The following is a 24,987-nucleotide window of genomic DNA, read 5'->3' as shown; positions in this document are numbered from 1 at the left end:
CGAACATGGCCACCCTGCGCCGCCTGCTGACCGCCGACGCGGGCGCCGACCGGGTGGTGCCGCCCTCGGGTTTTACCGTGCGGCTGACGCTGTTCTCGGCCGCGGCGATGGCGTTCCTCGCGGTCTTCGCGCTGGCGTTGTCGCTTGCCGCCGGGCGGCTGGCCGACAGCTGGAGCGAGGCGCTCGCCCGCTCCTCGACGGTGCGGATCTCGGCTCCGGCGGGGCAGATGGCCGAACAGACCGCCGCCGCGATCCGGGTGCTGGAAACCACACCCGGCATCGTCTCTGCCCGCGCGCTGACGGCAGAGGAACAGCAGGCGCTGCTGGAGCCGTGGTTCGGCCCCGACCTTCCGGTCGCCGATCTGCCGGTGCCGCAGTTGATCGACGTCACCGAAACGGCCGACGGCTACGACAGCGCCGGGTTGCGCCTGCGCCTGTCGGCCGAGGTGCCGGGGGCCGTGCTGGACGATCACACCCGCTGGCGCAGGCCGCTGGTTGCGGCGGCGTCGCGCCTGCGGCTGCTGGGCTGGGTGTCGATCCTACTGATCGCGGCCGCCACGGGGGCGATGGTCACGCTCGCTGCCAACGCGGCGCTGGCGGCCAACGCGCAGGTGATCGCGGTGCTGCGGCTCGTGGGCGCGACGGATGCCTATATTGCCGGCGCCTTTGTGCGCCGTTTCACCCGCCGGGCGCTGGCGGGGGCCGGGGCGGGCACGCTTCTGGCGCTTCTGGCGGTGCTGGTCATGCCGTCGGGGGCGGAAACGGGCGGCTTCCTGACGGGACTGCGGTTCGAAGGCTGGCATTGGATCTGGCCGTTTCTCGTGCCCCCCCTTGCCGCAGGCGTGGCGTTTCTGGCGACGCAGATGGCGGCCCGCCGCGTACTGGAGGATCTGGCCTGATGACATATGCGGTTCAATGGGTGCGGTCGCTGATCTTTGTGATCAACGTCTATGCCTCGATCACGGTGGTGGGTCTGCTGCTTTTTCCCTGGGCGCTGGTGTCGCGGCGCGGGGCGCGGGTGGCCTGTGCGTCGGTCTGCCACTACGTGCGCTGGTCGGCGGCCTGGATGATCGGCCTGCGCACTGAGGTGCGCGGCGAGGCGCCCACCGACGAATGCCTCGTGGCGTCGAAACACCAGAGCTTTTTCGATGTCTTCGTGCTTTTCAGCGCCTTGCCCGCGGGCAAGTTCATCATGAAACGGCTGCTGATCTGGGCTCCGATCGTCGGGCAATACGGGCTGCGCATCGGCTGCATCCCGGTGGATCGCGGCAAGCGGGGAAAGGCGATCAAGCAGATGGTGCAAGCGGTGCGCGAAGGCACGTCGCAGCCCGGTCAGTTGATCATCTATCCGCAGGGCACGCGGACCGCACCGGGCGTCAAGGCGCCCTACAAGGTCGGCACCGCGGTGCTTTATGAACAGCTGGGGCAGGACTGCGTGCCGGTGGCCACGAACATCGGACTTTTCTGGCCCAAGCGCGGCATCTACCGCAAGCCCGGGCTGGCGGTGGTGGAGTTCCTGCCAAGGATAAAGGCCGGCATGAACTCCCGCGCGTTTCTGACCCTGCTGGAAGAGCGGATCGAGACGGCGTCGGACCGGTTGAACGCAGAGGCGGGGTTTCATGCGAAAGATTGACGATATCGCCGGGCTCGAGGCCTTGTACGGCCCAGCCTCCGACGCCTCGCTCCGCAAGGTCGCCAAGCGCGTTACGCCGATGTACCGCCGCTGGATCGAGGCATCGCGGTTCTGCGTGTTGAGCACGGTGGGCGCGGGCGGCACCGATGGCACGCCGCGGGGCGATGACGGCCCGGTGGTCGAGATCCTGGATCCCGGCACCCTGCTGATGCCCGACTGGCGCGGCAACAACCGGCTGGATTCGCTGCGCAATATCGTGACCGACGGGCGGGTTTCGCTGATGTTCATGGTGCCGGGCGACAACATCGTCGTGCGGGTGAATGGACGCGCCGCGCTGACCGATGACGCCGATCTGCGCGCCCGGTTCGTGCAGCGCAACACCCGGCCGACGACCGTGGTCGTGATCGAGGTGGATGAGATTTACGCCCAATGCCCCAAGGCGCTGCTGCGTTCGGGCCTTTGGGGGCGCGACGACAGTTCGGGCACGCCGTCGCTGGGCGATATCCTGGCGGAAATGACCGAGGGCGAGATTGACGCGCAGGATTGGGACAAGAGCTATCCCGAACGCGCGGCGCAAACGCTCTGGTAGCGTCCGCGCCGCTTTTGCCCGGTCAGGCGGGTTGCGCCGTGCCGGGCGCGGCCATGCGGGCGAACATGGCGCGGACCTCTTCGCCCTTGATGCCAAGCCCGCCGGCCAGACCGCCGATGAACTGCTGTTCGGCCATCGGGACGTCGCCGTCGGCCCCCAGCAGCACCAGCGCCGCCTGCATGACCAGCCGCCGGTCGGCGTCGTTCAGCCCTTGCGCGAAACTGCGGAAGGTTTCTGGCGTGAGCGTTCCGTCGCTTTCATCAAAGAGCCTGCGGATCTCGGACTCGGGCAGCGCGGTGCCAGTGAGCTGTTGCGATATTTCGCCGATCACGTCGATCTCTTCCTGCGTCAGAACGCCGTCCGCCTTGGCGGCATGCACCAGAACCTGGATCACCCGGCGTGCCACGGCGCCGCGGTCGGTGGGCTTTGTCGGGCGCCGCTTCGCCAGCTTGGCCAACAGGCCGAGGCCCAGAAGACCGACGATCGGGAGCAGACCCCAGAATCCGCCAATGACCTGGGGCAGGTCGAGCCTGGGCGTGGCGGGCAGCGAGGGTGGAAACACGCCCTCGGCCTGGCCCTGGGCGAAAACGACGGCCGACAGTTCGCCGTATTGCTCCGCCTCGCAGCGGTTCGACGCGATGACGTATTTTTCGGCGGTGCGCCAGTAGTTCAGAAAGAGGACGGTGCTGGTCCGGGTCAGCAGGCAAAGCGAATGGCCCTCGCCACCGCTGTCGGGGATTTCTGAGAGGAACACCAGATCCTCGTAATAGCCGCCGCCGCCTGCGCGCTTGGCCTCGGCCGTGTCGGGGCTGAATGTAAAAATACCGAAAGCGGCCGTGGCCAAAAGAAGGGAACGCATGAATTTTCTCCAGAAGCGAATGAACTGAAGAAAGGGTTAGTCGGGCGCTGTGGCGGTATTCGGGAGGGGGCGGGACAAATTTCCGGCACTTGGTGCGGGTTGGCGTCAATTTGATGGCGGTGCCGGACGCAATTGCTTTGCCGATGCATTTGGTCCAATGGCGCGTCAGGAGGTGCGAATGCCCCCCTGACGCCGAATTTCACGGCCAGCCGCCGGATTTACATGTGGATCGGACCGTCCCCACAGGCCAGCGCGGCCTCGCGCACCGCTTCGGAATAGGTCGGATGCGCATGGCAGGTGAGCGCCAGATCCTGTGCCGCCGCGCCGAATTCCATCGCGACGCAGATTTCGTGGATCAGGTCGCCCGCCATCGGCCCGATGATATGCGCGCCCAGGATCCGGTCGGTGTCCTTGTCGGCGATGATCTTGACGAAGCCGTCTGCGGCAAAGTTGGCCTTGGCCCGGCCATTGCCCATGAACGAGAATTTGCCCACCTTGAAGGCGCGGCCTTCCTCTTTCAGCTGCTCCTCGGTCTGGCCGACGCTGGCGACTTCGGGGTGGGTATAGATCACGCCCGGAATCACGCCGTAATTCACATGGCCGTGCTTTCCGGCGATGCATTCCGCCGCCGCCATGCCTTCGTCTTCGGCCTTGTGCGCCAGCATCGGGCCCGCGATGGCGTCGCCGATGGCGTAGATGCCCTTGACGTTGGTCTGCCAGTGATCGTCGGTCTTGATCTGGCCGCGCTCGGTCATCTCGATCCCCAGCGCATCAAGGCCCAGCCCTTCGGTGAACGGCTTGCGCCCGGTCGCGACCAGCACGGTATCGGCCTCGATCGTCTCTTCGCTGTCGTCCTTGCGCACCTTGTAATGGACCTTGGCCTTGGTCTTGGTTGCGTCGACCTTCTGCACCGCCGCGCCCATGATGAACTTGAGCCCCTGCTTCTGCAGCAGTTTCTGAAAGCTCTTCTGCACCTCGCCGTCCATGCCGGGGGTGATGGCATCGAGGAATTCGACCACCGTGACCTCGGCCCCCAGCCGGGCATAGACCGACCCCATCTCGAGTCCGATGACGCCGGCGCCGATCACCACCAGTTTTTTCGGGATCTTGTTCAGCTCCAGCGCGCCGGTGGAGGTGACGACGACCTTTTCGTCGATCTCGATCCCGGGCAGGCTGCTGGCTTCGGATCCGCTGGCGATGATGATGTTCTTGGCTTCGTGCACATCGTCGCCGACCTTGACCTTGCCCGCCTCGGGGATCGATCCCCAGCCCTTGAGCCAATCGATCTTGTTCTTCTTGAACAGAAACTCGATGCCCTTGGTGTTCTGGCCGATGACCTCTTCCTTGTAGGACAGCATCTGTTTCCAGTCGACGCTGGGGCTTTTGCCCTTGAGGCCCATCTTGGCAAAGTTGTGTTCGGCCTCGTGCAGCTGATGCGTGGCATGCAGCAGCGCCTTGGACGGAATGCAGCCGACGTTCAGGCAGGTGCCCCCCAGCGTTTCGCGCCCTTCGACGCAGGCGGTTTTCAGGCCCAGCTGTGCGCAGCGGATCGCGGCAACATAGCCGCCGGGGCCGGAGCCGATGACGATAACGTCGTAAGATGCCATGGTGGTGTCCTTTCTGATGCGGGGCGGGGGCTGACGCCCCCCAAGGCCTGCGGCCATACCCCCGGAAGTTTATCTGGCCGGATGCAGGGTCATATCAGCGCCGAGACGAGCATGATCACGGTCGCGCCGAACCCCACGAACCATATGAACGACCGCCAGGGGCGCCAGCCGAAGTAATACGCGGGGATGTAAAGCACCCGCGCGCCCAGGTAGGCCAGGGCGCAGACGGCGGTCAGCAGGCTGCCCTGGTCGGAAAAGGTGATGACCAGCACCGCGATGGAAAACAGGATCAGCCCTTCAAAGTGGTTGTTCATCGCGCGTTGCAGCCGCCCGGTGCCATCCGACATCTCGCGCGACGGCGGGCGGTCGCGTGCCGATGAGGTGTAGCCCATCCCCAGCTCACGGTTCGCGGGGATCGCGAAGGTCACGAATTGTACGACCTGCAGCAGGGCCGCCAGGGTCAGCGCGGTCAGTTCGGGGGTCATGCGGTCTCCAGGAAATAGTGGTTTACCGGGCCGTGCCCCAGGGCGCTGGCCTTGTGCAGCCATTCGCGCGCCTCATCCACGTCGTTCACACCGAAAAGCGCCCAGTGGCCGCCGTCGCCGCGCCAAAGCTGCATCAGCGACAGACCGGCCCGGCTGCGGTTTTCCGCATCACCGTCAAAGGCGTCGCGGTCGAAGCTGTCGTAGCGGGCAAGCATCTGTTGGCTCATGGTCGGGTCCTCCGGTCAGGCGGCTAAGCGCTTGAGCGCCTCTGCGATGCGCTGCGCCTTTTCCGCGATGGTCAGGCCGCGCGCGCTGGGATGGAAAACGCTTGCGTGCGCAATGTCAAAGCGTTTGCACGCCCGGGTGGCGGATTTGCCAAGCGCGATCACCGGGCGATCGTTGATTTCGTGTCGGGTCACGGTGTCGAAACTTTCCTCGACCAGCTTTTGTGGCACGCTCGACGATCGCTTGGGCGGCAGGGCGTGGAAGGCGTGGGTCACGTAAAGATCGGTCCGCTGCATCCCCGCGGCGTCCAGCGCACGGTCGAGCACCCGGTTGAACAGCATGTCGGGCAGGTAGCCCAGCGTCTTGAGCAGATGCGCGTTGCTGCGCGCCGTGTGTTCATCGAGGTAGTTGTAGGTGATCAGCACCGGCCCGTCGGGGTTGCCGCAGGCGATCTGGTAGGGCGAGACCATATCCAGGTCCAGCCCCACGTCGATCAGCGTCGCGTAGCCCGTTGGGGCAAAGGCGCGACGGGCCTTGAGGGCGGGGTGACCGGCTTTCATTTCCCGTCTTCGATTTCGCGCGTCCGTTCAGCAATATCGGCCTTGGCCGTCTCTCCGGTTTGACGAAGCTCCTGTTCCCGTTTGTTGATATAAGCGGCCAGGCCAAACGTCAGGACGAAGTAGCCCAACAGAAGCACCCAAGCCCAGGCTGGCCCATCGAACCAGATCCCCCAAATCGCGATTCCGATGGTTGCAATCAGGCTTCGGACGCCTGCTTTGAGAAACGGTCGTTGCATTTCTTACCTTATCGCCGGGAGATCTCTGTCACAGGTCCATCAGAAGGCGGCGCGGGTCTTCCAGCGCTTCCTTGACCCGCACCAGGAAGGTGACCGCGCCCTTGCCGTCAACGATGCGGTGATCGTAGCTGAGGGCCAGGTACATCATCGGGCGGATCTTGATCTCTCCGTTCACCACCATCGGACGGTCCTGGATCTTGTGCATGCCGAGGATACCCGATTGCGGCGGGTTCAGGATCGGAGAGGACATGAGCGAGCCATAGACGCCGCCGTTGGAGATGGTGAACGTGCCACCCTGCATTTCCGCCATCGACAGCTTGCCGTCACGGGCGCGCTTGCCCTTTTCGGCGATGGCCTTTTCGATCTGGGCGAACGACATCGCATCCGCGTCGCGGATCACCGGCACGACAAGGCCGGTCGGCGTGCCCGCAGCGATGCCCATGTGCACGAAGTTCTTGTAGACGATATCGGTGCCGTCGATCTCGGCATTGACCTCGGGCACCTCTTTCAGGGCGTGGCAGCAGGCCTTGGTGAAGAACGACATGAAGCCCAGGCGCACGCCGTGCTTTTTCTCGAAGAGGTCCTTGTATTCGCTGCGCAGGGCCATCGTCTCGGTCATGTCCACCTCGTTATAGGTGGTCAGCATCGCGGCGGTGTTCTGCGCATCCTTGAGGCGGCGGGCGATGGTCTGGCGCAGACGGGTCATCTTGACCCGCTCCTCGCGCGCGGCATCGTCGGCGGGGACGGGGGCGCGCGGGGCTTGCTTGGCCTCGGCCTTCGGCGCCGAACCCGATGAGGCTGCGGCGACGGCCTTGGCCACATCGTCCTTCATCACGCGGCCGTCCTTTCCGGTGCCTTCGACCTGATCGCGGCTGATCCCGGCCTCGGCCATGGCTTTCTTGGCCGACGGCGCGTCCTCGATATCCTTGCCGGGTCCGGCATCGCCCGCGTTGGGCGTGGTGTACTGGGTGTCATCCGGCGCGCTGTCGGACTTGGCCGGGGCCGCGGCCCCGCCTTCGCCCGAGATCACGGCCAGCTTGCCGCCCGCCTGCACGGTGTCGCCCTCATTGGCGACAATCTCGGACAGCGTGCCCGCGGTGGGTGCAGGCACCTCGACCGACACCTTGTCGGTTTCCAGCTCGCACAGCATTTCGTCCTGCGTGACCGTGTCGCCCACCTTCTTGAACCAAGTCGCCACGGTCGCCTCGGACACCGACTCGCCCAGGGTGGGCACCATGACGTCGGTCCTGCCACCGCCATCGCCGCTGCCCGAACCTTCGTCTTTGCGTTCCGGCGCGCCGCCCGAGTCGGCGGCCTTGTTTTCAGAGGCTTCCTTGGCCTTGGGCGCCTCGGCAGAGCCGCTGTCGCCTTCGGATATGTTCGCGAGCAGCGCATCGACCCCCACGGTATCGCCTTCGGCGGCGACGATATCGGCCAGCGTGCCCGCAGCAGGCGACGGCACCTCGACCGTGACCTTGTCGGTTTCCAGTTCGCACAGCATTTCATCGACCGCGACGGTGTCGCCGGGCTTCTTGAACCAGGTCGCGACGGTCGCCTCGGTCACGGATTCGCCCAGGGTGGGGACGCGTACTTCGGTGGTCATGGGCTTACTTCCCTTCAATGGTCAGCGCTTCGTCGACGAGCGCCTGTTGTTGTGCTTTGTGCTGGCTGGCCAGACCGGTCGCCGGCGAGGCCGACGTGGCGCGGCCCACGTAGCGCGGGCGCGGGGTCTTGGCCTTGATGCGGCTCAGAACCCATTCAAGGTTGGGTTCCATGAAGGTCCAGCCGCCCTGGTTCTTGGGCTCTTCCTGGCACCAGATCATGTCGGCGTTGGGGAATCGCTCCAGCTCTTTCACCGCGGAAATGGCGGGGAACGGATAGAACTGTTCGAAGCGCATCAGATAGATATCGTCGATCCCGCGGGCGTCGCGTTCCTCGAGCAGGTCGTAGTAGACCTTGCCCGAGCACATCACCACGCGCCGGATCTTGTCGTCCGCCGCCAGCTTGGTGTCGGAATTGCCCTGCTGGGCATCGTCCCACAGCACGCGGTGAAAGCTCGACCCGGTCTGGAATTCCTCGGCCTTGCTGACCGCCAGCTTGTGCCGCAGCAGCGACTTGGGCGTCATCATGATCAGCGGCTTGCGGAAGCTGCGGTGCAGCTGACGGCGCAGGATATGGAAGTAGTTCGCAGGCGTCGTGCAGTTGGCGACGATCCAGTTGTCCTGCCCGCACATCTGCAGGAACCGTTCGAGCCGGGCCGAGGAATGTTCCGGCCCCTGGCCTTCGTAGCCATGCGGCAGCAGCACCGTCAGGCCGGACATGCGCAGCCATTTGCTTTCGCCCGAGCTGATGAACTGATCGAACATGATCTGCGCGCCGTTGGCGAAATCGCCGAACTGCGCCTCCCAGAGGGTCAGGGCGTTGGGTTCGGCAAGGCTGTAGCCGTATTCGAAACCCAGAACCGCGTATTCCGACAGCGCGCTGTCGATCACCTCGTACCGCGCCTGGCCGTCGCGGATGTTGTTGAGCGGATAGTACCGTTCTTCGGTTTCCTGGTTGATCAGGCCCGAATGGCGCTGTGAAAACGTGCCGCGGGTGCTGTCCTGCCCGGCCAGACGGACCGGGTAGCCTTCGGTCAGCAGCGACCCGAAGGCCAGCGCCTCACCGGTGGCCCAGTCGAACCCTTCGCCGGTTTCGAACATCTGCGCGCGCGCGTCGAGCAGACGGCCCACGGTCTTGTGCACCGGAAAGCCGTCGGGCGCGGTGGTCAGCGCCTTGCCGATCTGGGCCATGGTCTCGGGTTTGATCGAGGTCTTACCGCGCTGGTACTTGCCCTCTTTCTGCCGGTCGAGGTGGGACCAGCGGCCATCCAGCCAATCGGCCTTGTTGGGCTTGTAGTTCTTTCCGGCCTCGAATTCCTCGTTCAGCAGCGACTGGAACGCCGCTTTCATATCCTCGACCTCGCCTTCGGGGATCAGCCCATCCTTGACCAGCCGCTCGGTGTAAAGCGTGAGCGTGGTCTTCTGCTTCTTGATTTTGGTGTACATGATCGGGTTGGTGAACATGGGCTCATCGCCCTCGTTATGCCCGAACCGGCGGTAGCAGAAGATATCCAGCACCACGTCCTTGCCGAACTTCTGGCGGAACTCGGTCGCGACCTTGGCGGCATGCACCACCGCTTCGGGGTCGTCGCCGTTGACGTGGAAGATCGGCGCCTCGACCACCAGGGCGTTGTCGGTCGGATAGGGGCTGGACCGGCTGAAATGCGGCGCGGTGGTGAAACCGATCTGGTTGTTGACCACGATGTGCATCGTGCCGCCGGTTCTGTGACCGCGCAGACCCGACAGGGCAAAGCATTCCGCCACGACACCCTGACCGGCAAAGGCCGCGTCGCCGTGCAGCAGCACCGGCATGACCTGGGTGCGGGTGTCGTCGCCGTACTGGTCCTGCTTGGCGCGAACCTTGCCCAGCACCACCGGGTTCACCGCTTCGAGGTGGCTGGGGTTGGCGGTCAGGCTGAGGTGAACGGAATTGCCGTCAAAGTCGCGGTCGGACGAGGCGCCGAGGTGGTATTTCACGTCGCCCGATCCATCGACATCCTCGGGCTTGAACGACCCGCCCTGGAATTCGTTGAAGATCGCCCGATAGGGCTTTTGCATCACGTTGGCCAGCACCGAAAGACGCCCACGGTGCGGCATGCCGATGATGATTTCGCGCAGTCCCAGCGCGCCGCCGCGCTTGATCACCTGTTCCATCGCGGGAATCAGGCTTTCGCCGCCATCCAGGCCAAAGCGCTTGGTGCCCATGTATTTCACATGCAGGAATTTCTCGAATCCCTCGGCTTCGATCATTTTGTTGAGGATCGCCTTTCGACCCTCGCGGGTGAACTTGACCTCTTTGCCGTAGCCTTCGATCCGCTCTTTCAGCCAGGCGGATTGTTCGGGGTTGGAAATGTGCATGTACTGCAGGGCAAAAGTGCCGCAGTAGGTCCGCTTCACGATGTCGAGGATTTCGCGCAAGCTCGCGATCTGCAGCCCCAGCACGTTGTCGATAAAGATCGGCCGGTCCATGTCGGCCTCGGTGAAGCCATAGGATTTCGGATCAAGCTCGGGGTGATGGGTCTTTTCGCGCATGCCCAGCGGGTCGAGGTCGGCGACCAGATGGCCCCGGATGCGGTGCGCCCGGATGATCATCAGCGCCCGGATGCTGTCCAGCACGGCGCGCTTGACCTGGTCGTCGTTCAGGCTGACGCCCTTTTCGGCGGCCTTGTCGGTGATCTTCTTGCCCGCGGCCTTGGCTTCGGTCGCCATGGCGGGCATCGCCCATTCGCCGGTCAGCGCCGCGGTCAGGTCGTCGGCGGGCTGCGGCGGCCAGTCGGCGCGCGCCCAGCTTGGCCCCGATGCCTCTTTCTTGACCTCGCGCCCTTCGTCGCCAAGCGCCTTGAAAAAGGCCTGCCACGCCTCGTCGACCGCGCCGGGATCTTCGGCATAGCGGGCGTACATCTGTTCCAGATATTCCGCGTTGTGTCCCTGCATGAAGCTGGAGGCGTGGAACTGGTCGTTGGGGCTTTGGTCGGTCATGATGGCACCTCGTTGGGATTAGGACCGTATTTGTTGGGGCCGGGTTGAGATGGAAGGAACGCCTGCCCCAGAGCAAAGGAGAACCGGACGAGAAAGAGGATGAAAAGCGGCAAGGCGATCAACATCGCGATGATCTGCCCGACGATGTCGCCGAACATGTTGCCGAAATAGCCGATCACGCCAAGCGGGAAGACCAGCAACAGGACCACCGGGTTGCGCCATTCGGGATAGTACACGTTCAGCGCCGCCCCGGCCTTCATCGCCGCCCACCCGCAGACGAGGGCATAGAGCAGGGACACCCACGGCAGGACGGCGTGAACGCCTGCCTCGCCGACATCCTGCAGGCGGCGCCACCACACGGCCAAAAGCGGCAGTGCGGCAATGAACACGGTGATGAGGATGCCCGGAAAGGTGAAGCCCTGCCAGACGGCGACGGCGCCCGCCAGGCCACAAAGCGCGATGCCCGCAGGCAGGAATTTGAAGAACTGGGCGCGCGGGGACCGGCCCCAGAACGCCAGGCCTTTTGACAGGCAGGTCTTGATGGCGTCGCTGAAGGTCATGGTCATTCTTCCCCCATTACACGGGCGTTGATCTGGTTCCGGCCATGCTGCCGGGGGGCGCTTGCAAAGGAGCCGGACCCGCCGAACCCCGAAGGATGCGGTGGCCGTACATACGCATCGGCGGGGTCGCCGGAATAGCCGAAAAGGGCGGTGGTGGGCATTTTTTCGCGTTCTGGCCGGATCATTGCAGCGTCTCCCGGCCATCTACCGGACCTGCGGCCATGTTCGGCAGATCGAGTAGGTCGGTCGATGTCTTGGCGCGAAACTCGAAAGGAATACGCGACAAGATTGTCTTGATGCGCGCTGTCCTGCCGATCTCGGCAAGCGGATCGGTCGGCCATTTGTGAACGGGGCGCATCGTGACCGCCACGGGAACCTGCTGCCGGTCGCTGAAGTCGATGACGCGGATCAGATCACTTGTCCGGTCGCCGATTCTTGACAGATCGTAGACCAGGTGTTCGTCGGGCGAAAAGCTCGTCACGTCCAGCGCCAATCCCGTTGAGATCTTCACCGTTACTCCGGGCGCAAGATCCATGGTATGGTGATTGAGATGCATGACGGTATCGGGCACTGCTTCCAGCCGATACACCTGATTGCATATCGAGGGTATATATCCCGGATCGACGCAGTCCAGTTTAAAACGCGCCTTCGACCACGCCCAGGCATCTTCCTGGGTCGGGTATTCTTCCTCGGGGAACGGCCATGCGGCCAGATACGCAATTTCCGCCAGCGCGTCGCGTGTGCTGGCATCGGAGCGGTCGATATATTCCCAACCGCGATCCAGCAGCGATTGCACAGGCCGGTCGCGTCCCTCGAAGTCGCGCACTGCGTCCCGGATCGACGCGAACAGCAATTCGACGTCGGCCTGCTCCGCCTTGGCAGGGTGGGGCAGAGATGCGGACAGGCAGAGGCCAAACGCCAGTAGCGTTGACCTTGCCTGTGATGTCCGCACCTGGGGCATGCTTATCCGATCGCTTTGAGCACCGCCTCGCCCAGCCCGGCGGGGCTTTCGGCGACGACGATGCCAGCGGATTTCATCGCTTCGATCTTGTCGTCTGCACCACCCTTGCCACCGGCGACGATGGCCCCGGCGTGGCCCATGCGGCGGCCCGGAGGGGCGGTGCGCCCGGCGATGAACCCGGCGGTCGGCTTCCAGCGGCCTTTCTTCTTTTCGTCGGCCAGGAACTGCGCGGCGTCTTCCTCGGCGCTGCCGCCGATTTCGCCGATCATGATGATGCTGGTGGTTTCCTCATCGGCCAGGAACCATTCCAGCACGTCGATATGCTCTGTCCCCTTAATCGGGTCGCCGCCGATACCCACGCAGGTCGACTGGCCCAGGCCCACGTCAGTGGTCTGCTTGACCGCCTCGTACGTGAGCGTGCCGGACCGGCTGACCACACCGACGCTGCCGCGCTTGTGGATGTGGCCGGGCATGATGCCGATCTTGCAGGCATCGGGCGTGATGACACCGGGGCAGTTGGGGCCGACCAGCTTGGATTTGGAGTTCTCCAGCGCCCGCTTGACCTTCATCATGTCCAGCACCGGGATGCCCTCGGTGATGCAGACGATCAGCTCCATCTCGGCGTCGATGGCCTCGAGGATCGAATCCGCGGCGAAGGGCGGCGGCACGTAGATGACCGACGCATTCGCTTCGGTCTTTGCCTTCGCCTCGTGCACCGAGTTGAAGACCGGCAGGTCAAGATGCGTCTGACCGCCTTTGCCGGGGGTGACGCCGCCGACCATTTTGGTGCCGTACGCGATGGCCTGTTCGGTGTGGAACGTGCCCTGAGAGCCTGTCAGGCCCTGGCAGATGACTTTGGTGTTCTCGTCGATGAGGACGGCCATGGGGCTGTCTCCTTATCTTGCCGCGTGGATGCGGCGCAATTTCAGGAACGGCGCCGCAGAATGCGGGCCGCAGATACGAAAAGACAGGGCGCCGCCCAAAGGCGTGCCCTGTCGAATGAATGTGTGAGGGGAGAAGGAGTTTAGCCGCGTCGGCTGTCCGACAATTCGTCCAGAAGTCGGGTCAGACCCAGCGCCACGCCACCGATCAGCAGCGACCGTCCGATCGAATCCGTGACGTTGCCGGGTGCGAAGGGCGCGACCACGTCCCGGGATTTCTGCGCGGCCCGCCGCCTGCGGCTGCGTACCGGTCCATCCCCGGCCAAGGCCGAGCGCGGGACATTTCCGATACGCGGTTTGGCCAGAAGAAGCGTCAGGCCCACCGCGACCATACCGCCTGCATAGACGAAGGGCGCAAGACGTTCCTGCCGCGATGCGGGAAGATAGCGCTGCATCAGCTCCGGCAGACGATTGCGGTCGGGCACGATATTCGACATGGGCGAAACCTCCGTTTGGAAGGCAACCCGCCACGGCGCCGGTCGGTTCCGCCGCCTGCCAGATATGATGCCCGATCCCTCGCATCGCTCAGCCCTTGACCGCTTTCACGATCTTCTGCGCGCCGTCCTTGAGGTCGTCGGCGGCGATCACGTCGAGGCCGGAGTTGTTGATGATCTCCTTGCCTTTTTCGACGTTCGTACCTTCAAGCCGCACGACAAGCGGCACCTTGAGCCCGACCTCCTTCACCGCGGCGACCACGCCTTCGGCGATGACATCGCAGCGCATGATGCCGCCGAAGATGTTCACCAGGATGCCTTTGACCTGTTCGTCCGACGTGATGATCTTGAACGCCTCTGTGACCTTTTCCTTGGTCGCGCCACCACCCACATCCAGGAAGTTGGCCGGTTCGGCGCCGTAAAGCTTGATGATGTCCATGGTGGCCATCGCCAGGCCCGCGCCGTTGACCATGCAGCCAATCTCGCCATCCAGGGCGATGTAGTTCAGGTCGTACTTGGAGGCCTGCAGCTCCTTGGGGTCTTCCTCGGTGGTGTCGCGCAGCTCGGCGATGTCCGAGTGGCGGTAGACCGCGTTGCCGTCAAAGCCCATCTTGGCGTCGAGACACTTTAGGTCGCCTTCGTCGGTGACGATCAGCGGATTGATCTCGAGCATCTCCATGTCTTTTTCGACGAAGAGCTTGTAGAGCGTGCCCATCAGGCCCACGCACTGCTTCATCGCCTTGCCCTCCAGCCCCAACGCAAAGCCGATGCGGCGGCCGTGGAAAGCCTGGTAACCGGTGGCCGGATCGACGGCGAAGGACAGGATCTTGTCGGGCGTGTTGGCCGCGACCTCCTCAATGTCCATGCCGCCCTCGGTCGAGCAGACGAAGGACACGCGACTGGTCACGCGGTCGACCAGCAGGGCCAGGTAAAGCTCTGTCTGAATGCCGCTGCCGTCTTCGATGTAGATGCGGTTGACCTGCTTGCCGGCCGGGCCGGTCTGGTGGGTCACCAGCGTGCGGCCCAGCATGCGCTTGGCCTCATCCGCGGCTTCCTCCACTGATTTGGTCAGGCGCACGCCGCCCTTTTCACCGGCATCCGCCTCTTTGAAGGACCCCTTGCCGCGCCCGCCCGCGTGGATCTGCGCCTTGACGACCCAGAGCGGACCGTCAAGCGCACCCGCTGCGGTCTTGGCCTCTTCGGCCCTCAGAACCACGCGGCCATCGGACACCGGAGCGCCGTAGCTGCGCAGCAGGGCTTTCGCCTGATACTCGTGGATGTTCATTTCAAACTGTCCCGTCTTGCTGCGATTACCAACGGTATAGGCACAGTGACACCGGCAACTTAACCCAAAACTTGCAGGATTTCGGGAATCCCGCAGATTTTTCCACATTTGTGATCACACGATAAAGCGCGTGATCACAAATTTCTGGCGCGCGCCTTTGTGGTAGCGAAAACATGCCAGACCGCCGGATTCGCCGGCCCGCCGCCCGGTTGCCAGCCGTGGGGTAGGGCGCTAAGCCTGAGAGGCTGCAGCGACGGGGGCGGGGCATGGATCGGATCACGCGGATCAGCAATGAACGCTTTGGCCCCGGCATGGTGCCCGTCGTGGCGTTGTCGCATAACGAGATCAACATCCTGCCGGATTTCCTGGCGCATTACCGCGGCATCTGCGACGCGGGGTTCCTGATCGTCGATGACCGGTCGACCGACGGCAGCCGCGATTACCTGATGGCGCAGCCCGATGTGACCCTGTTCGAGCCGGTCCCGGGCGCGGAATTTCTGAAAGAGCGGGCGATCTGGAAATCCGGGCTGCTGGACCATTATGGCGCGGGGAAATGGTGCCTGTCACCCGATATCGACGAGTTGTTCGTCTGGCCCGGCGCGCCGGACCGATCCCTGCGCCAGTACATCAACGCGCTCGAGGCCGAAGGGGCCGAGGCCGCGATTGCGCTGATGATCGACATGTACGGTGACATGGCCCTGGCCGATCACGTGCACGACCGCGCCGATGGGCAAAGCCTGACCGAACGGTTCTGCTATTTCGACGGGCCAGGGCCCTTTCCTGCGGGCTATACCATGCGACCCATCGCCCGAAAGCAGATGCGTGACTTTCCGACGCCGCCGGTGCGCTTCAATGGCGGCGCGCGTGACCGGCTGTTCTTTCTGCAGACGGCTGAACCGACGCCAGTGCAGCGCGGCATGATCGAAAGCTATCTGCGGCTTGACCGGACCGTGACGCCGCGGGGTCTGGACTATTACATGCGGATGTTCATGCGGCAGCGCACCCGGCATCTGTTTCAGGGCGCGCTCAACGCCACGAAGGTCGGGGTGTTTCGCTGGCAGGAAGGGACGCTGTTCAACGGGCACACGATGAACCGGCGGCTGCGGATGTCCGAAAGCATCGCGGCGCTGCTGCATTTTCCGCTGACGCGCGGGCGGGCGGGGATCGAATATATCGTGAATCGCGGGCAGCACGCGGGCGGCAGCAAGTACTACAAGACCTTGCTGGATGGCGACGGGCTCGACGCCTCGCCGCTTTGCGAACACAGCCTTCGGTATGACGGGCCGCAGTCCCTGTCGGATCTCATGCGCGACATTCCTCGCGGCTGAGTGGTGGCCGGGGCGCTGCCGCCCCGGCGCGGAAGGTCAGGCCAGCGACTCGTCGATGCCCTTGCAGGCTTCGACCAGGCCTTTGACGGCGTTGACAGAATTATCGAACATCGCCTGTTCGTCCTTGGTCATCTTGATGTCGACGATACGTTCGATGCCACCGGCCCCGATGATCGTCGGAACGCCGACGTAAAAGCCCTTGAGCCCGAATTCGCCGTCGCACCAGGCCGCGCAGGGCAGCAGCCGCTTCTGGTCCTTGAGGTAGGCCTCGGCCATTTCGATGGCGCTGGTCGCGGGGGCGTAAAAGGCCGATCCGGTCTTGAGGAGCCCCACGATTTCAGCTCCGCCGTCACGGGTGCGCTGCACGATGGCATCCAGCTTGTCCTGCGTGGTCCAGCCCATTTTCACCAGATCGGGCAGAGGGATGCCGGCGACGGTCGAATATCGGGTCAGCGGCACCATGGTGTCGCCATGGCCGCCGAGCACGAAGGCGGTGACATCCTTCATCGAGACGTTGAACTCGAGGCTCAGGAAGTGGCGGAAGCGCGCGGAATCCAGAACGCCCGCCATGCCGCAGACCTTGGCATGCGGCAGGCCCGAGAATTCGCGCAGGGCCCAGACCATCGCGTCTAGCGGGTTGGTGATGCAGATGACAAAGGCGTCGGGCGCGTTGGCGGCGATGCCTTCGCCCACGGCTTTCATGACCTTGAGGTTGATGCCCAGCAGATCGTCGCGGCTCATCCCCGGCTTGCGCGGCACCCCGGCGGTGACGATGCAGACGTCGGCCCCGGCGATGTCGGCGTAATCGTTGGCACCCTTCAGCGAGGCGTCGAAGCCCTCGGAAGGACCGGATTCCGCGATATCAAGCGCCTTGCCCTGAGGCGTGCCCTCGGCGATGTCGAACAGGACGATGTCGCCCAGTTCCTTGATGGCTGCGAGGTGGGCAAGGGTGCCCCCGATCTGTCCGGCACCAATAAGGGCGATCTTCGGTCTGGCCATGGATGCTGTCTCCGCTCCGTTGGAATTTCACGCATGGCTAGTGCTTTGCGCCGCATCGTGCAAGTGCGCTGCAGTGCGGCACAGGGCGCGCGCGGGGCTGTCATCGCGGCAGTCTTCGCGATAAAGCGAAGCGGTCAAAGGTTTTAGAGGGTCGCGCCATGGAACTGTTCGACTGGACGATAATCGCGGTCGCGGTGCCTGCGGTGATCTTTGCCGGGGTGTCGAAGGCCGGGTTCGGGTCGGGCGCCGCCTTTGCCAGCGCAACGATTCTGGCGCTGGTGATGGAGCCCGGCGAGGCGCTGGGCATCATGCTGCCGCTGTTGATGCTGATCGACGCGGCGAGCCTTCCGGCCTACTGGCGGAAATGGAGTTGGCCGGACGCGCGGGTGCTGCTCTGGGGCGGTATACCCGGCACGATCCTAGGGGCGCTGTTCTACCGCTCCGCCGATCCCGACACGATCCGGTTTCTGATCGGGGCGATCGCGATCCTGTTCGTGGGCTGGCAACTGGCGCAGCGCTCCGGTCTGCTGACGCTGGCCAGCCGCAGGTTCGGGACAAAGACGGGGCTGGCCGCCGGGATCGTGCTGGGATTTACCAGTTTCGTCAGCCACGCGGGCGGACCGGCGGCGGCCATCTATCTGCTGGGGCAGAAGCTGGACAAGACCACGTATCAGGCGACCACCGTGCTCGTCTTCTGGGCAGTGAACCTGTTCAAATCCGGCTTCTACGCCTTCATGGGCATCTTCAGCCTTCAAACCCTTGGGTTCGACCTGCTCATGGCGCCCTTCGCCATACTGGGCACCTTTCTGGGCATCCGGGCACATCGTATGGTGCCCGAGAAGGTGTTCTTCAGTCTGACCTACACGCTGCTTGCGGTCACCGGCACGAAACTGATCTGGGACGCGCTGACCTAAGGATCAGGCATCCTTGCCCTTGGCGGGCAGCGCCTCGGCGATATCCTCGTAGGCCTGGCCGCTGGCGATCAGGCAGGCGGTGCCGTTGGCCGTGGTCACGACAATGGTCCACGTCCCGGTTTCGGCGGAGGCGAACACCTCGACCACCGCGTTGTTGGCGCCCAGGCCGATCGACTGGCGCGTTTCGCCGTATTTCGCCGCCAACCGCTCCACCACCGATTCGCGCGGCGCGCAGTTGCCGGACTGCGCCAGCGCGCCGGTGGCGGTCAGCAAGATCGCTGCGGCCAGGGCCGTCAAGGATTTGAACTGCATGATGTCATCCTTCTGTGCTGCTGCGGCAGGCGGGGCTGCCGGTGAGAGGCGACCGGCCTTTGGCGCGGTGCTGACATGCGACAAAGCCTGCACTGAAACCTTTTTCGGTTTGGTTAACGGCGCGGTCGTTGCCGGTTCAGACGCCATCGGATCAGAAAACCGGGCGTAGTTGCTGCGCTGCGGCGCAATTTCTCTTGAAATGTATGCCAATGTATGCGCAGTTTCGCGCAACTTTGTTTCTCAGGGAGACTCGGATGGACATTCGCACCCGGCCTTACCGTTCGGTCCTGTATCTGCCCGCCTCGAAAGAGCGGGCATTGAACAAGGTGCGCAGCCTGCCTGTCGACGCGATCATCTTTGATCTCGAGGATGCTGTCGCGCCCGACGAAAAGGTCGCCGCGCGCGAAACCCTGGCCGCGGCCCTGGCCGAAGGCGGCTATGGCCACCGGGCGCGGATCGTGCGGATCAACGGGCTGGACACCGTCTGGGGCCGCGACGATGCCGAAGCGGTGGCAAAGATGGACTGCGACGCGGTGCTTCTGCCCAAGGTGGGCGATCCGGCGCAGCTGGATGCGCTGGCCGAGATCACCGGCGATCTGCCGATCTGGGCGATGATGGAAACGCCGCGCGGCATGCTGAACGCCGCCGCCATCGCTGCCCATCCGAAACTGCAGGGCATGGTGATGGGCACCAACGATCTGGCCCGCGAGCTGGGCAGCCGTCCGCGTGCCGACCGGCTGCCGATGATGTCGGGGCTGGGCCTGTGCCTGCTGGCGGCCCGGGCCGAGAATCTGGTGATCATCGACGGCGTCTATAACGCCTTCAAGGACGAGGACGGATTGCGCGCCGAATGCACGCAGGGCCGCGACATGGGCTTTGACGGCAAATCGCTGATCCATCCGGCGCAGATCGACGTGGCCAACCTGGCCTTCGCGCCCAGCCAGATGGAGGTGGCGCAGGCCCGCCGGTTCATCGCCGCCTTCAACTTTGCGCAGAGCGAAGGCAAGGGGATCGCGGTAGTCGATGGGCAGATCGTGGAAAACCTTCACGTTGCCACGGCACAGGAACTTCTGGCAAAGGTGCAGGCAATCGAAAAGATTGCAGCGGAGTAAGCCATGATCCTTCTTGTCCTCGGCATTGCCCTGTGGGTCGCCGCGCATGTGTTCAAGCGTGTGGCCCCCGAACGCCGTGCGGCAATGGGCAACGCCGGTCGCGGCGTTGTCACAGCTGTCATTCTGGTGGGCCTTGGCCTGATCATCCTGGGCTATCGCAGCGCCGATTTTATCGCCGTCTGGTCGCCGCCGGGGTTCCTGGTGCACGTGAACAACCTGCTGATGCTGATCGCGATCTTTGTCTTCGGCATGTCGGCCACCACCGGCCGCCTGCGCGGCAAGATGCGCCACCCGCAGTTGACGGCGGTCAAGATCTGGGCCGTGGCGCACCTTCTGGTGAACGGCGATCTGGCGTCGATCATCCTGTTCGGGTCGATGCTGGCCTGGGCCGTGCTCGAGGTGGTGCTGATCAACCGCAACGAGGTTTGGGAGCGTCCCGCACCCGGTCCGGCGAAAAAGGACATCGTGCTGGTCGTGATCACGCTGGTGATGTTCGTCCTGATCGCCGCCGTGCACAGCTGGCTTGGCGTATCCCCGTTCGGAGCATGACGATGCAGCTTTACCGTTTCCTGACCGCCGACGATTCCTCTGACTTCTGCCACAAGGTGTCCGCCGCCCTGGCAAAGGGCTGGGTGCTTTATGGCGATCCGACCTATGCCTATGACAGCGCGAACGAGGTCATGCGCTGCGGTCAGGCCGTGGTGAAAGAGGTCGAAGGCACCTATTCGCCCGACCTCAAGCTTGGAGATCAGTGATGAAAGACGTCCATACGCCACCCGCCACCAAGACCAATCCCGGGTTCTTTTTCGAGGATTATCGCGTCGGGCAGGTCATCCGCCATGCCGTGCCGCGCACGGTGGGATCGGGCGAACGGGCGCTTTATCATGCGCTATACCCGGCGCGCCACGCGCTTTATTCGTCGGATGCCTTTGCACAAAGCTGCGGCCTTGCGGCGTCGCCGCTGGACGATCTGGCGGCGTTTCACGTGGTCTTTGGCAAGACCGTGCCGGACGTGTCGCTGAATGCGCGGGCCAACCTGGGTTATGCCGAAGGGCGCTGGCTGAAACCGGTCTGGCCCGGCGATACGCTGCGCGCGGAATCCGAGGTGATCGGCCTCAAGCAGAATTCCAACGGCAAGACCGGCGTGGTCTGGGTGCGGTCGCGCGGTCTGAACCAGCGCGGCGAGGTCGTGATGGACTATGTCCGCTGGGTCATGGTCAAGAAGCGGGACCCCCAGGCAGAGGCGCCGGAAACTGTCGTGCCGACGCTGAAATCCGCGCTACGACCCGAGGATCTGGTGATCCCCGAGGGGCTGCATTTCTCGGCCTACGATGATGTGCTCGCGGGCGAACCGCACCGCTGGGGCGATTACGAGGTCGGCGAACAGATCGACCACGTGGACGGCGTCACGATCGAGGAAGCCGAACACATGATGGCCACCCGGCTGTGGCAGAACACCTCGAAGACGCATTTCGACGGCACCATGCGTGAGGACGGCACGCGCCTCATCTATGGCGGGCACGTCATGTCGATGGCGCGGACGCTGTCGTTCAACGGGCTGGCCAATGCGCAGATGATCGCGGGTCTGAACGGCGGCGCGCATGCCAATCCGTGCTTCGCGGGCGATACGGTGCGCGCCTGGTCCGAGGTGCTGGACAAGGCCGAAACCCCGGCACCCGGCGTCGGGGCGATCCGCCTGCGGCTGGTCGCCACCAAAGGCGGCGCGCCATTCACGCTGAAGGGCGAGGACGGCAAGTACCTGCCGCATGTGCTGCTGGATCTGGACTACTGGGCGCTGATGCCGCTTTGATCCCGCGCTGACTGCCTTGCTGCGCAGTCGGATCCTGTCGCGGGCACAGGGAATCGGCGCGTCGGCGCCGATTCGCGGTGTTAGCGCAATCGATGTGATCACAGTTTTCGCGCTGTGATCACGGAGCCCGCGCAATTTTGGAATTTCACGAAAAAACCCGCGCCCTGCGACGCTGCATGCCGTGACAGCGGCGCAGAATGCGTTAGAAACAGAGCCAAGGGAACCGAAAGGACATCGCCATGGCCGACGTGAACCGGGGCAATCGCCCCTTGTCACCCCACCTGACCATTTATCGCCCGCAGCTGACCTCCATGACCTCCATTCTGACGCGGATCACTGGCAATGCGCTGATCCTCGGGATGCTGATGATTGTCTGGTGGCTGCTCGCCGCGGCGACGAACGCCGATTATTTCGCGACCGCTGATGCCGTGGTGACAGGCTGGTTCGGCAACCTGGTGATGTTCCTTTCGCTCTGGGCGCTTTGGTATCACACGCTGGCGGGCATCCGGCATCTGATCTGGGATCAGGCGGTCGGGCTTGACCTCGATACCGCTTACAAGCTGGGTTACGCGGTGATCGGCGGATCGGTCCTGCTGACCCTTTTGACCGTCGCCATCATCTGAGAAGGAGCGCACACATGGCTTATCTGACAGACCGCAAGCGCGCCACCGGCATGGGATCGGCGAAGTCCGGGACCCAGCATTTCTGGGCGATGAAGGTGTCTTCGGTCGCGTTGCTGATCCTCATTCCGCTTTTCGTCTTCACGTTCGGGTCGATCCTGGGGTCGAGCTATGAAGAGGTCACCGCCTACTATTCGCGGCCCTTCCCGGCGATCGTGGCGGCGCTGACGATCATCGTGGCGTTCAAGCATTTCAACGACGGTTTCCAGACCCTGATCGAAGACTACGTTCACGGCATCTGGGAGAAGATCCTGATCATCGGCATGACCTGCCTGGCTTACGGTGCCGCGGCGACGGGCGTCTTCGCCATCGCACGTCTGGCCCTTTGAACGCATACCGGAGCATCTGAACAATGGCTGCATACGAATATGAAACCCACGACTATGACGTCGTGGTGGTCGGCGCGGGCGGCGCGGGGCTGCGCGCCACGCTGGGCATGGCCGAACAGGGCCTGCGCACCGCCTGCGTGACCAAGGTTTTCCCGACCCGCTCGCACACGGTTGCGGCACAGGGCGGCATTGCCGCATCGCTGTCGAACATGGGCCCCGACCACTGGCAGTGGCATATGTATGATACCGTCAAGGGCTCTGACTGGCTGGGCGACACGGATGCGATGGAATACCTCGCACGTGAGGCGCCAAAGGCGGTCTACGAACTCGAACACTACGGCGTGCCGTTTTCGCGCACCGAAGAGGGCAAGATCTACCAGCGCCCCTTTGGCGGACACACCACCGAATTCGGCGAAGGCCCGCCGGTGCAGCGCACCTGCGCTGCTGCGGACCGCACCGGCCACGCCATCCTGCACACGCTGTACGGCCAGTCGGTCAAGAACAACGCCGAATTCTACATCGAGTACTTCGCCATCGACCTCATCATGTCCGATGACGGCGCCTGCACCGGCGTGGTCTGCTGGAAGCTGGACGATGGCACCATGCACGTCTTCAACGCCAAGATGGTCGTGCTGGCCACTGGCGGCTATGGCCGGGCGTATTTCAGCGCCACATCTGCACATACCTGCACCGGCGATGGCGGTGGCATGGTGGCGCGGGCAGGTCTGCCGCTGCAGGACATGGAATTCGTGCAGTTCCACCCCACCGGCATCTACGGCGCGGGCTGCCTCATCACCGAAGGCGCGCGCGGCGAGGGCGGGTACCTCACCAATTCCGAAGGCGAACGGTTCATGGAGCGCTATGCGCCCAACTACAAGGACCTCGCCCCGCGCGACTACGTCAGCCGCTGCATGACCATGGAAATCCGCGAGGGTCGCGGTGTCGGGGCGGAGTCGGACCACATCCATCTCAACCTCAGCCACCTGCCCAAAGAGGCGCTGCATCTGCGGCTGCCGGGCATTTCCGAATCCGCCCGCATCTTTGCCGGGGTGGACGTGACCAAGGAACCGATCCCGGTCATCCCCACCGTGCATTACAACATGGGCGGCATCCCGACGAACTACTGGGGCGAGGTGCTGAATCCCACGAAGGACGATCCGCATGCGGTGGTTCCGGGCCTCATGGCCGTGGGCGAGGCGGGCTGCGCATCGGTGCACGGGGCCAACCGGCTTGGCTCGAATTCGCTGATCGACCTCGTGGTCTTTGGCCGCGCCGCCGCGATCCGCGCGGGCAAGGTCGTGGACCGCGAGAGCGCCGTGCCCTCGACCAACACCGGCCAGGTGGACAAGGCGTTCGATCGGTTCGATGGTCTGCGCAACGCCGATGGCGGCACGCCGACCGCCGAACTGCGGCTTGAAATGCAGAAGACCATGCAGCGCGACGCCGCCGTCTTCCGTGAAAGCAAGACGCTGGAACAGGGGTTGAAAGAGATGACCGCCATCGCCGGGAAACTGGACGATATCAAGGTCACCGACCGCAGCCTGGTCTGGAACTCCGACCTGATGGAAACGCTGGAGCTGACGAACCTGATGCCCAACGCGCTGGCGACCATCGCCGGGGCCGAGGCGCGCAAGGAAAGCCGCGGAGCCCATGCGCATGAGGATCACGGCACCCGTGACGACGAAAACTGGCGGGTCCACACGATCAGCCGGATCGACGGCGCAAAGGTCGACCTGAGCTATCGGCCCATCATCACCGATCCGCTCACGACCGAGGATGAGGGCGGCATCGCGCTCAAGAAGATCGCGCCCAAGGAAAGGACGTTCTGATGCGTACCATCCTGTCATTCGCGGCCCTTCTGGGCCTTGCCGCACCGGCCATGGCGCAGTCCGATTTCGTCGTGGCCACGGCGGCCCAGCAGCAGGCGATCATCGTGCAGTGCCAGCAGGACCTTGGCTATGGTGCCGCGGGCCTGTCGCTGGGACATGGCGGATCTGGGGCCAAGGGATCGGCCGAAGTTCTGATGGCCGTGCCCAATGCGCAGATCAGCCCGGCGGCCGCGAACGAGATCAACGCCTGCGCGCGCAGCTCTGCCGCGGCGGTGGTCTATGCCGCACCCGCCCCGCGCCACAAGCCCGCGCCGCGCGCCCATGTGGTGGCCACCTACGGCTGCCCGCCGGATGCGCCGGTGATGTATCGGGGAACGATGTATTGCCGCTGATGCGTCCCCTGTTCGGCGCGTCGGCGCTTGGCCTGATGCTGGCCCTGGGGGCGTGCAACGCGCAAAGCCAGGACGAGATTGCCCGCGCCGCCGCGCGGTCTGCCACGTCCAAGGTGCTGGCCGAACGCCTGCCTGGGGTGCCGCTGCAACCGGCCGTCAACTGCGTGATCGACAACGCAAGCTCGGGCCAGATCTACGCCCTGGCCGCGGATTCCGTGACCGGGCCGACCGAAAGCACCGTCGAGATTGTGACCGGTATCCTCCGGCAACCCGAAACCCTGACCTGCCTGGCCGCCGAAGGCCTGCCAGCGCTGCTGCGATAGGAGT

At 64.2% G+C, this 24,987-nt stretch carries 29 protein-coding genes; 14 read left to right on the top strand and 15 right to left on the bottom strand.

The window, feature by feature from the left end; all coding sequences use genetic code 11:
* The first annotated feature begins 5 nt into the window (after positions 1 to 5).
* The 3 genes from ACOXXX_RS13955 to ACOXXX_RS13945 are packed head-to-tail and all read left to right on the top strand — an operon-like array spanning position 6 to position 2,222.
* On the top strand, positions 6 to 899 hold the full coding sequence (locus ACOXXX_RS13955; RefSeq protein ID WP_422827209.1) for a cell division protein FtsX: 894 nt from the start codon (positions 6 to 8) through the stop codon (positions 897 to 899).
* A complete protein-coding gene (locus ACOXXX_RS13950) occupies positions 899 to 1,633 on the top strand; it encodes a lysophospholipid acyltransferase family protein (protein WP_422827208.1) in 735 nt (244 codons plus the stop codon). The genes ACOXXX_RS13955 and ACOXXX_RS13950 overlap by 1 nt, the downstream gene beginning before the upstream one ends.
* Positions 1,620 to 2,222, top strand: coding sequence for a pyridoxamine 5'-phosphate oxidase family protein (locus ACOXXX_RS13945; RefSeq protein ID WP_422827207.1), 603 nt, complete (start codon positions 1,620 to 1,622; stop codon positions 2,220 to 2,222). Before ACOXXX_RS13950 ends, ACOXXX_RS13945 begins: the two co-directional genes overlap by 14 nt.
* 22 nt (positions 2,223 to 2,244) lie before the next feature.
* Here ACOXXX_RS13945 and ACOXXX_RS13940 read toward each other — a convergent pair whose 3' ends face one another.
* The 13 genes from ACOXXX_RS13940 to sucC form a co-directional block, all read right to left on the bottom strand.
* Entirely contained in the window at positions 2,245 to 3,081 is an 837-nt protein-coding gene (locus ACOXXX_RS13940) for a TerB family tellurite resistance protein (RefSeq protein WP_422827206.1), read from the bottom strand.
* Between the two features lie 218 nt (positions 3,082 to 3,299).
* The gene (gene lpdA / locus ACOXXX_RS13935; RefSeq protein WP_422827205.1) at positions 3,300 to 4,688 is read right to left on the bottom strand and encodes a dihydrolipoyl dehydrogenase; all 1,389 of its coding nucleotides are present in this window, start codon (positions 4,686 to 4,688) and stop codon (positions 3,300 to 3,302) included.
* Between the two features lie 89 nt (positions 4,689 to 4,777).
* Entirely contained in the window at positions 4,778 to 5,173 is a 396-nt protein-coding gene (locus tag ACOXXX_RS13930) for an MAPEG family protein (RefSeq protein ID WP_422827204.1), read from the bottom strand.
* The gene (locus tag ACOXXX_RS13925; protein ID WP_422827203.1) at positions 5,170 to 5,400 is read right to left on the bottom strand and encodes a hypothetical protein; all 231 of its coding nucleotides are present in this window, start codon (positions 5,398 to 5,400) and stop codon (positions 5,170 to 5,172) included. The genes ACOXXX_RS13930 and ACOXXX_RS13925 overlap by 4 nt, the downstream gene beginning before the upstream one ends.
* Before the next feature lie 15 nt (positions 5,401 to 5,415).
* Positions 5,416 to 5,958: a hypothetical protein gene (locus ACOXXX_RS13920; protein ID WP_422827202.1), complete on the bottom strand. Its 543-nt coding sequence runs from the start codon at positions 5,956 to 5,958 to the stop codon at positions 5,416 to 5,418.
* Positions 5,955 to 6,194 (bottom strand): hypothetical protein, encoded by a 240-nt coding sequence (locus ACOXXX_RS13915; RefSeq protein WP_422827201.1) that lies wholly within the window; start codon positions 6,192 to 6,194, stop codon positions 5,955 to 5,957. Before ACOXXX_RS13915 ends, ACOXXX_RS13920 begins: the two co-directional genes overlap by 4 nt.
* A gap of 28 nt (positions 6,195 to 6,222) precedes the next feature.
* The gene (gene odhB, locus ACOXXX_RS13910) at positions 6,223 to 7,797 is read right to left on the bottom strand and encodes a 2-oxoglutarate dehydrogenase complex dihydrolipoyllysine-residue succinyltransferase (RefSeq protein ID WP_422827200.1); all 1,575 of its coding nucleotides are present in this window, start codon (positions 7,795 to 7,797) and stop codon (positions 6,223 to 6,225) included.
* A gap of 4 nt (positions 7,798 to 7,801) precedes the next feature.
* Positions 7,802 to 10,774: a 2-oxoglutarate dehydrogenase E1 component gene (locus ACOXXX_RS13905; protein WP_422827199.1), complete on the bottom strand. Its 2,973-nt coding sequence runs from the start codon at positions 10,772 to 10,774 to the stop codon at positions 7,802 to 7,804.
* Positions 10,771 to 11,334 carry a hypothetical protein gene (locus ACOXXX_RS13900; protein WP_422827198.1) on the bottom strand — a complete coding sequence of 188 codons (564 nt, stop codon included), beginning with the start codon at positions 11,332 to 11,334 and terminating at the stop codon, positions 10,771 to 10,773. The genes ACOXXX_RS13905 and ACOXXX_RS13900 overlap by 4 nt, the downstream gene beginning before the upstream one ends.
* Positions 11,335 to 11,515: 181 nt before the next feature.
* Positions 11,516 to 12,295 (bottom strand): hypothetical protein, encoded by a 780-nt coding sequence (locus ACOXXX_RS13895; protein WP_422827197.1) that lies wholly within the window; start codon positions 12,293 to 12,295, stop codon positions 11,516 to 11,518.
* 2 nt (positions 12,296 to 12,297) lie between these two features.
* Positions 12,298 to 13,179 carry a succinate--CoA ligase subunit alpha gene (gene sucD, locus ACOXXX_RS13890; protein ID WP_422827196.1) on the bottom strand — a complete coding sequence of 294 codons (882 nt, stop codon included), beginning with the start codon at positions 13,177 to 13,179 and terminating at the stop codon, positions 12,298 to 12,300.
* Between the two features lie 140 nt (positions 13,180 to 13,319).
* Positions 13,320 to 13,673, bottom strand: coding sequence for a hypothetical protein (locus ACOXXX_RS13885; RefSeq protein ID WP_422827195.1), 354 nt, complete (start codon positions 13,671 to 13,673; stop codon positions 13,320 to 13,322).
* A gap of 88 nt (positions 13,674 to 13,761) precedes the next feature.
* Positions 13,762 to 14,955 carry an ADP-forming succinate--CoA ligase subunit beta gene (sucC, locus tag ACOXXX_RS13880; protein ID WP_422827194.1) on the bottom strand — a complete coding sequence of 398 codons (1,194 nt, stop codon included), beginning with the start codon at positions 14,953 to 14,955 and terminating at the stop codon, positions 13,762 to 13,764.
* Between the two features lie 266 nt (positions 14,956 to 15,221).
* On the opposite strand from sucC, the gene ACOXXX_RS13875 reads away from it, so the two are divergent.
* Positions 15,222 to 16,283, top strand: coding sequence for a glycosyltransferase family 2 protein (locus ACOXXX_RS13875; protein WP_422827193.1), 1,062 nt, complete (start codon positions 15,222 to 15,224; stop codon positions 16,281 to 16,283).
* Between the two features lie 36 nt (positions 16,284 to 16,319).
* Here ACOXXX_RS13875 and mdh read toward each other — a convergent pair whose 3' ends face one another.
* Entirely contained in the window at positions 16,320 to 17,282 is a 963-nt protein-coding gene (gene mdh / locus ACOXXX_RS13870) for a malate dehydrogenase (protein WP_422827192.1), read from the bottom strand.
* Positions 17,283 to 17,440: 158 nt separating this feature from the next.
* On the opposite strand from mdh, the gene ACOXXX_RS13865 reads away from it, so the two are divergent.
* A complete protein-coding gene (locus ACOXXX_RS13865; RefSeq protein ID WP_422827191.1) occupies positions 17,441 to 18,196 on the top strand; it encodes a sulfite exporter TauE/SafE family protein in 756 nt (251 codons plus the stop codon).
* Positions 18,197 to 18,199: 3 nt separating this feature from the next.
* Here ACOXXX_RS13865 and ACOXXX_RS13860 read toward each other — a convergent pair whose 3' ends face one another.
* Entirely contained in the window at positions 18,200 to 18,508 is a 309-nt protein-coding gene (locus ACOXXX_RS13860) for a hypothetical protein (RefSeq protein WP_422827190.1), read from the bottom strand.
* A gap of 254 nt (positions 18,509 to 18,762) precedes the next feature.
* On the opposite strand from ACOXXX_RS13860, the gene ACOXXX_RS13855 reads away from it, so the two are divergent.
* The 9 genes from ACOXXX_RS13855 (at position 18,763) to ACOXXX_RS13815 (ending at position 24,983) form a co-directional block, all read left to right on the top strand.
* Entirely contained in the window at positions 18,763 to 19,620 is an 858-nt protein-coding gene (locus ACOXXX_RS13855) for an HpcH/HpaI aldolase/citrate lyase family protein (protein ID WP_422827189.1), read from the top strand.
* 3 nt (positions 19,621 to 19,623) lie between these two features.
* Positions 19,624 to 20,169, top strand: coding sequence for an NnrU family protein (locus ACOXXX_RS13850; protein WP_422827188.1), 546 nt, complete (start codon positions 19,624 to 19,626; stop codon positions 20,167 to 20,169).
* A 2-nt stretch (positions 20,170 to 20,171) separates the two neighbouring features.
* Positions 20,172 to 20,375 carry a DUF1737 domain-containing protein gene (locus tag ACOXXX_RS13845; protein ID WP_422827310.1) on the top strand — a complete coding sequence of 68 codons (204 nt, stop codon included), beginning with the start codon at positions 20,172 to 20,174 and terminating at the stop codon, positions 20,373 to 20,375.
* On the top strand, positions 20,375 to 21,430 hold the full coding sequence (locus ACOXXX_RS13840; RefSeq protein ID WP_422827187.1) for a MaoC family dehydratase: 1,056 nt from the start codon (positions 20,375 to 20,377) through the stop codon (positions 21,428 to 21,430). Before ACOXXX_RS13845 ends, ACOXXX_RS13840 begins: the two co-directional genes overlap by 1 nt.
* A 239-nt stretch (positions 21,431 to 21,669) precedes the next feature.
* Entirely contained in the window at positions 21,670 to 22,053 is a 384-nt protein-coding gene (sdhC, locus tag ACOXXX_RS13835) for a succinate dehydrogenase, cytochrome b556 subunit (protein ID WP_422827186.1), read from the top strand.
* Between the two features lie 14 nt (positions 22,054 to 22,067).
* Positions 22,068 to 22,439, top strand: coding sequence for a succinate dehydrogenase, hydrophobic membrane anchor protein (gene sdhD, locus ACOXXX_RS13830; RefSeq protein WP_422827185.1), 372 nt, complete (start codon positions 22,068 to 22,070; stop codon positions 22,437 to 22,439).
* Positions 22,440 to 22,462: 23 nt separating this feature from the next.
* A complete protein-coding gene (gene sdhA, locus ACOXXX_RS13825) occupies positions 22,463 to 24,268 on the top strand; it encodes a succinate dehydrogenase flavoprotein subunit (protein ID WP_422827184.1) in 1,806 nt (601 codons plus the stop codon).
* Positions 24,268 to 24,660, top strand: a complete 393-nt coding sequence (locus ACOXXX_RS13820) for a hypothetical protein (RefSeq protein WP_422827183.1) — start codon at positions 24,268 to 24,270, stop codon at positions 24,658 to 24,660. The genes sdhA and ACOXXX_RS13820 overlap by 1 nt, the downstream gene beginning before the upstream one ends.
* Positions 24,660 to 24,983 carry a hypothetical protein gene (locus ACOXXX_RS13815; RefSeq protein WP_422827182.1) on the top strand — a complete coding sequence of 108 codons (324 nt, stop codon included), beginning with the start codon at positions 24,660 to 24,662 and terminating at the stop codon, positions 24,981 to 24,983. The genes ACOXXX_RS13820 and ACOXXX_RS13815 overlap by 1 nt, the downstream gene beginning before the upstream one ends.
* Positions 24,984 to 24,987: the final 4 nt, after the last annotated feature.

Origin of the sequence: Thalassococcus sp. BH17M4-6 (assembly GCF_049323015.1) — a bacterium.
GTDB lineage: Bacteria > Pseudomonadota > Alphaproteobacteria > Rhodobacterales > Rhodobacteraceae > Puniceibacterium.
This window is presented reverse-complemented; position numbering and strand designations above follow the sequence as displayed.

Coding starts and splice junctions, on each gene's coding strand:
- ACOXXX_RS13955 (WP_422827209.1), top strand. CDS start 6: ATGGCCACCCTGCGCCGCCTGCTGACCGCCGACGCGGGCGCCGACCGG.
- ACOXXX_RS13950 (WP_422827208.1), top strand. CDS start 899: ATGACATATGCGGTTCAATGGGTGCGGTCGCTGATCTTTGTGATCAAC.
- ACOXXX_RS13945 (WP_422827207.1), top strand. CDS start 1,620: ATGCGAAAGATTGACGATATCGCCGGGCTCGAGGCCTTGTACGGCCCA.
- ACOXXX_RS13940 (WP_422827206.1), bottom strand. CDS start 3,081: ATGCGTTCCCTTCTTTTGGCCACGGCCGCTTTCGGTATTTTTACATTC.
- lpdA (WP_422827205.1), bottom strand. CDS start 4,688: ATGGCATCTTACGACGTTATCGTCATCGGCTCCGGCCCCGGCGGCTAT.
- ACOXXX_RS13930 (WP_422827204.1), bottom strand. CDS start 5,173: ATGACCCCCGAACTGACCGCGCTGACCCTGGCGGCCCTGCTGCAGGTC.
- ACOXXX_RS13925 (WP_422827203.1), bottom strand. CDS start 5,400: ATGAGCCAACAGATGCTTGCCCGCTACGACAGCTTCGACCGCGACGCC.
- ACOXXX_RS13920 (WP_422827202.1), bottom strand. CDS start 5,958: ATGAAAGCCGGTCACCCCGCCCTCAAGGCCCGTCGCGCCTTTGCCCCA.
- ACOXXX_RS13915 (WP_422827201.1), bottom strand. CDS start 6,194: ATGCAACGACCGTTTCTCAAAGCAGGCGTCCGAAGCCTGATTGCAACC.
- odhB (WP_422827200.1), bottom strand. CDS start 7,797: ATGACCACCGAAGTACGCGTCCCCACCCTGGGCGAATCCGTGACCGAG.
- ACOXXX_RS13905 (WP_422827199.1), bottom strand. CDS start 10,774: ATGACCGACCAAAGCCCCAACGACCAGTTCCACGCCTCCAGCTTCATG.
- ACOXXX_RS13900 (WP_422827198.1), bottom strand. CDS start 11,334: ATGACCTTCAGCGACGCCATCAAGACCTGCCTGTCAAAAGGCCTGGCG.
- ACOXXX_RS13895 (WP_422827197.1), bottom strand. CDS start 12,295: ATGCCCCAGGTGCGGACATCACAGGCAAGGTCAACGCTACTGGCGTTT.
- sucD (WP_422827196.1), bottom strand. CDS start 13,179: ATGGCCGTCCTCATCGACGAGAACACCAAAGTCATCTGCCAGGGCCTG.
- ACOXXX_RS13885 (WP_422827195.1), bottom strand. CDS start 13,673: ATGTCGAATATCGTGCCCGACCGCAATCGTCTGCCGGAGCTGATGCAG.
- sucC (WP_422827194.1), bottom strand. CDS start 14,955: ATGAACATCCACGAGTATCAGGCGAAAGCCCTGCTGCGCAGCTACGGC.
- ACOXXX_RS13875 (WP_422827193.1), top strand. CDS start 15,222: ATGGATCGGATCACGCGGATCAGCAATGAACGCTTTGGCCCCGGCATG.
- mdh (WP_422827192.1), bottom strand. CDS start 17,282: ATGGCCAGACCGAAGATCGCCCTTATTGGTGCCGGACAGATCGGGGGC.
- ACOXXX_RS13865 (WP_422827191.1), top strand. CDS start 17,441: ATGGAACTGTTCGACTGGACGATAATCGCGGTCGCGGTGCCTGCGGTG.
- ACOXXX_RS13860 (WP_422827190.1), bottom strand. CDS start 18,508: ATGCAGTTCAAATCCTTGACGGCCCTGGCCGCAGCGATCTTGCTGACC.
- ACOXXX_RS13855 (WP_422827189.1), top strand. CDS start 18,763: ATGGACATTCGCACCCGGCCTTACCGTTCGGTCCTGTATCTGCCCGCC.
- ACOXXX_RS13850 (WP_422827188.1), top strand. CDS start 19,624: ATGATCCTTCTTGTCCTCGGCATTGCCCTGTGGGTCGCCGCGCATGTG.
- ACOXXX_RS13845 (WP_422827310.1), top strand. CDS start 20,172: ATGCAGCTTTACCGTTTCCTGACCGCCGACGATTCCTCTGACTTCTGC.
- ACOXXX_RS13840 (WP_422827187.1), top strand. CDS start 20,375: ATGAAAGACGTCCATACGCCACCCGCCACCAAGACCAATCCCGGGTTC.
- sdhC (WP_422827186.1), top strand. CDS start 21,670: ATGGCCGACGTGAACCGGGGCAATCGCCCCTTGTCACCCCACCTGACC.
- sdhD (WP_422827185.1), top strand. CDS start 22,068: ATGGCTTATCTGACAGACCGCAAGCGCGCCACCGGCATGGGATCGGCG.
- sdhA (WP_422827184.1), top strand. CDS start 22,463: ATGGCTGCATACGAATATGAAACCCACGACTATGACGTCGTGGTGGTC.
- ACOXXX_RS13820 (WP_422827183.1), top strand. CDS start 24,268: ATGCGTACCATCCTGTCATTCGCGGCCCTTCTGGGCCTTGCCGCACCG.
- ACOXXX_RS13815 (WP_422827182.1), top strand. CDS start 24,660: ATGCGTCCCCTGTTCGGCGCGTCGGCGCTTGGCCTGATGCTGGCCCTG.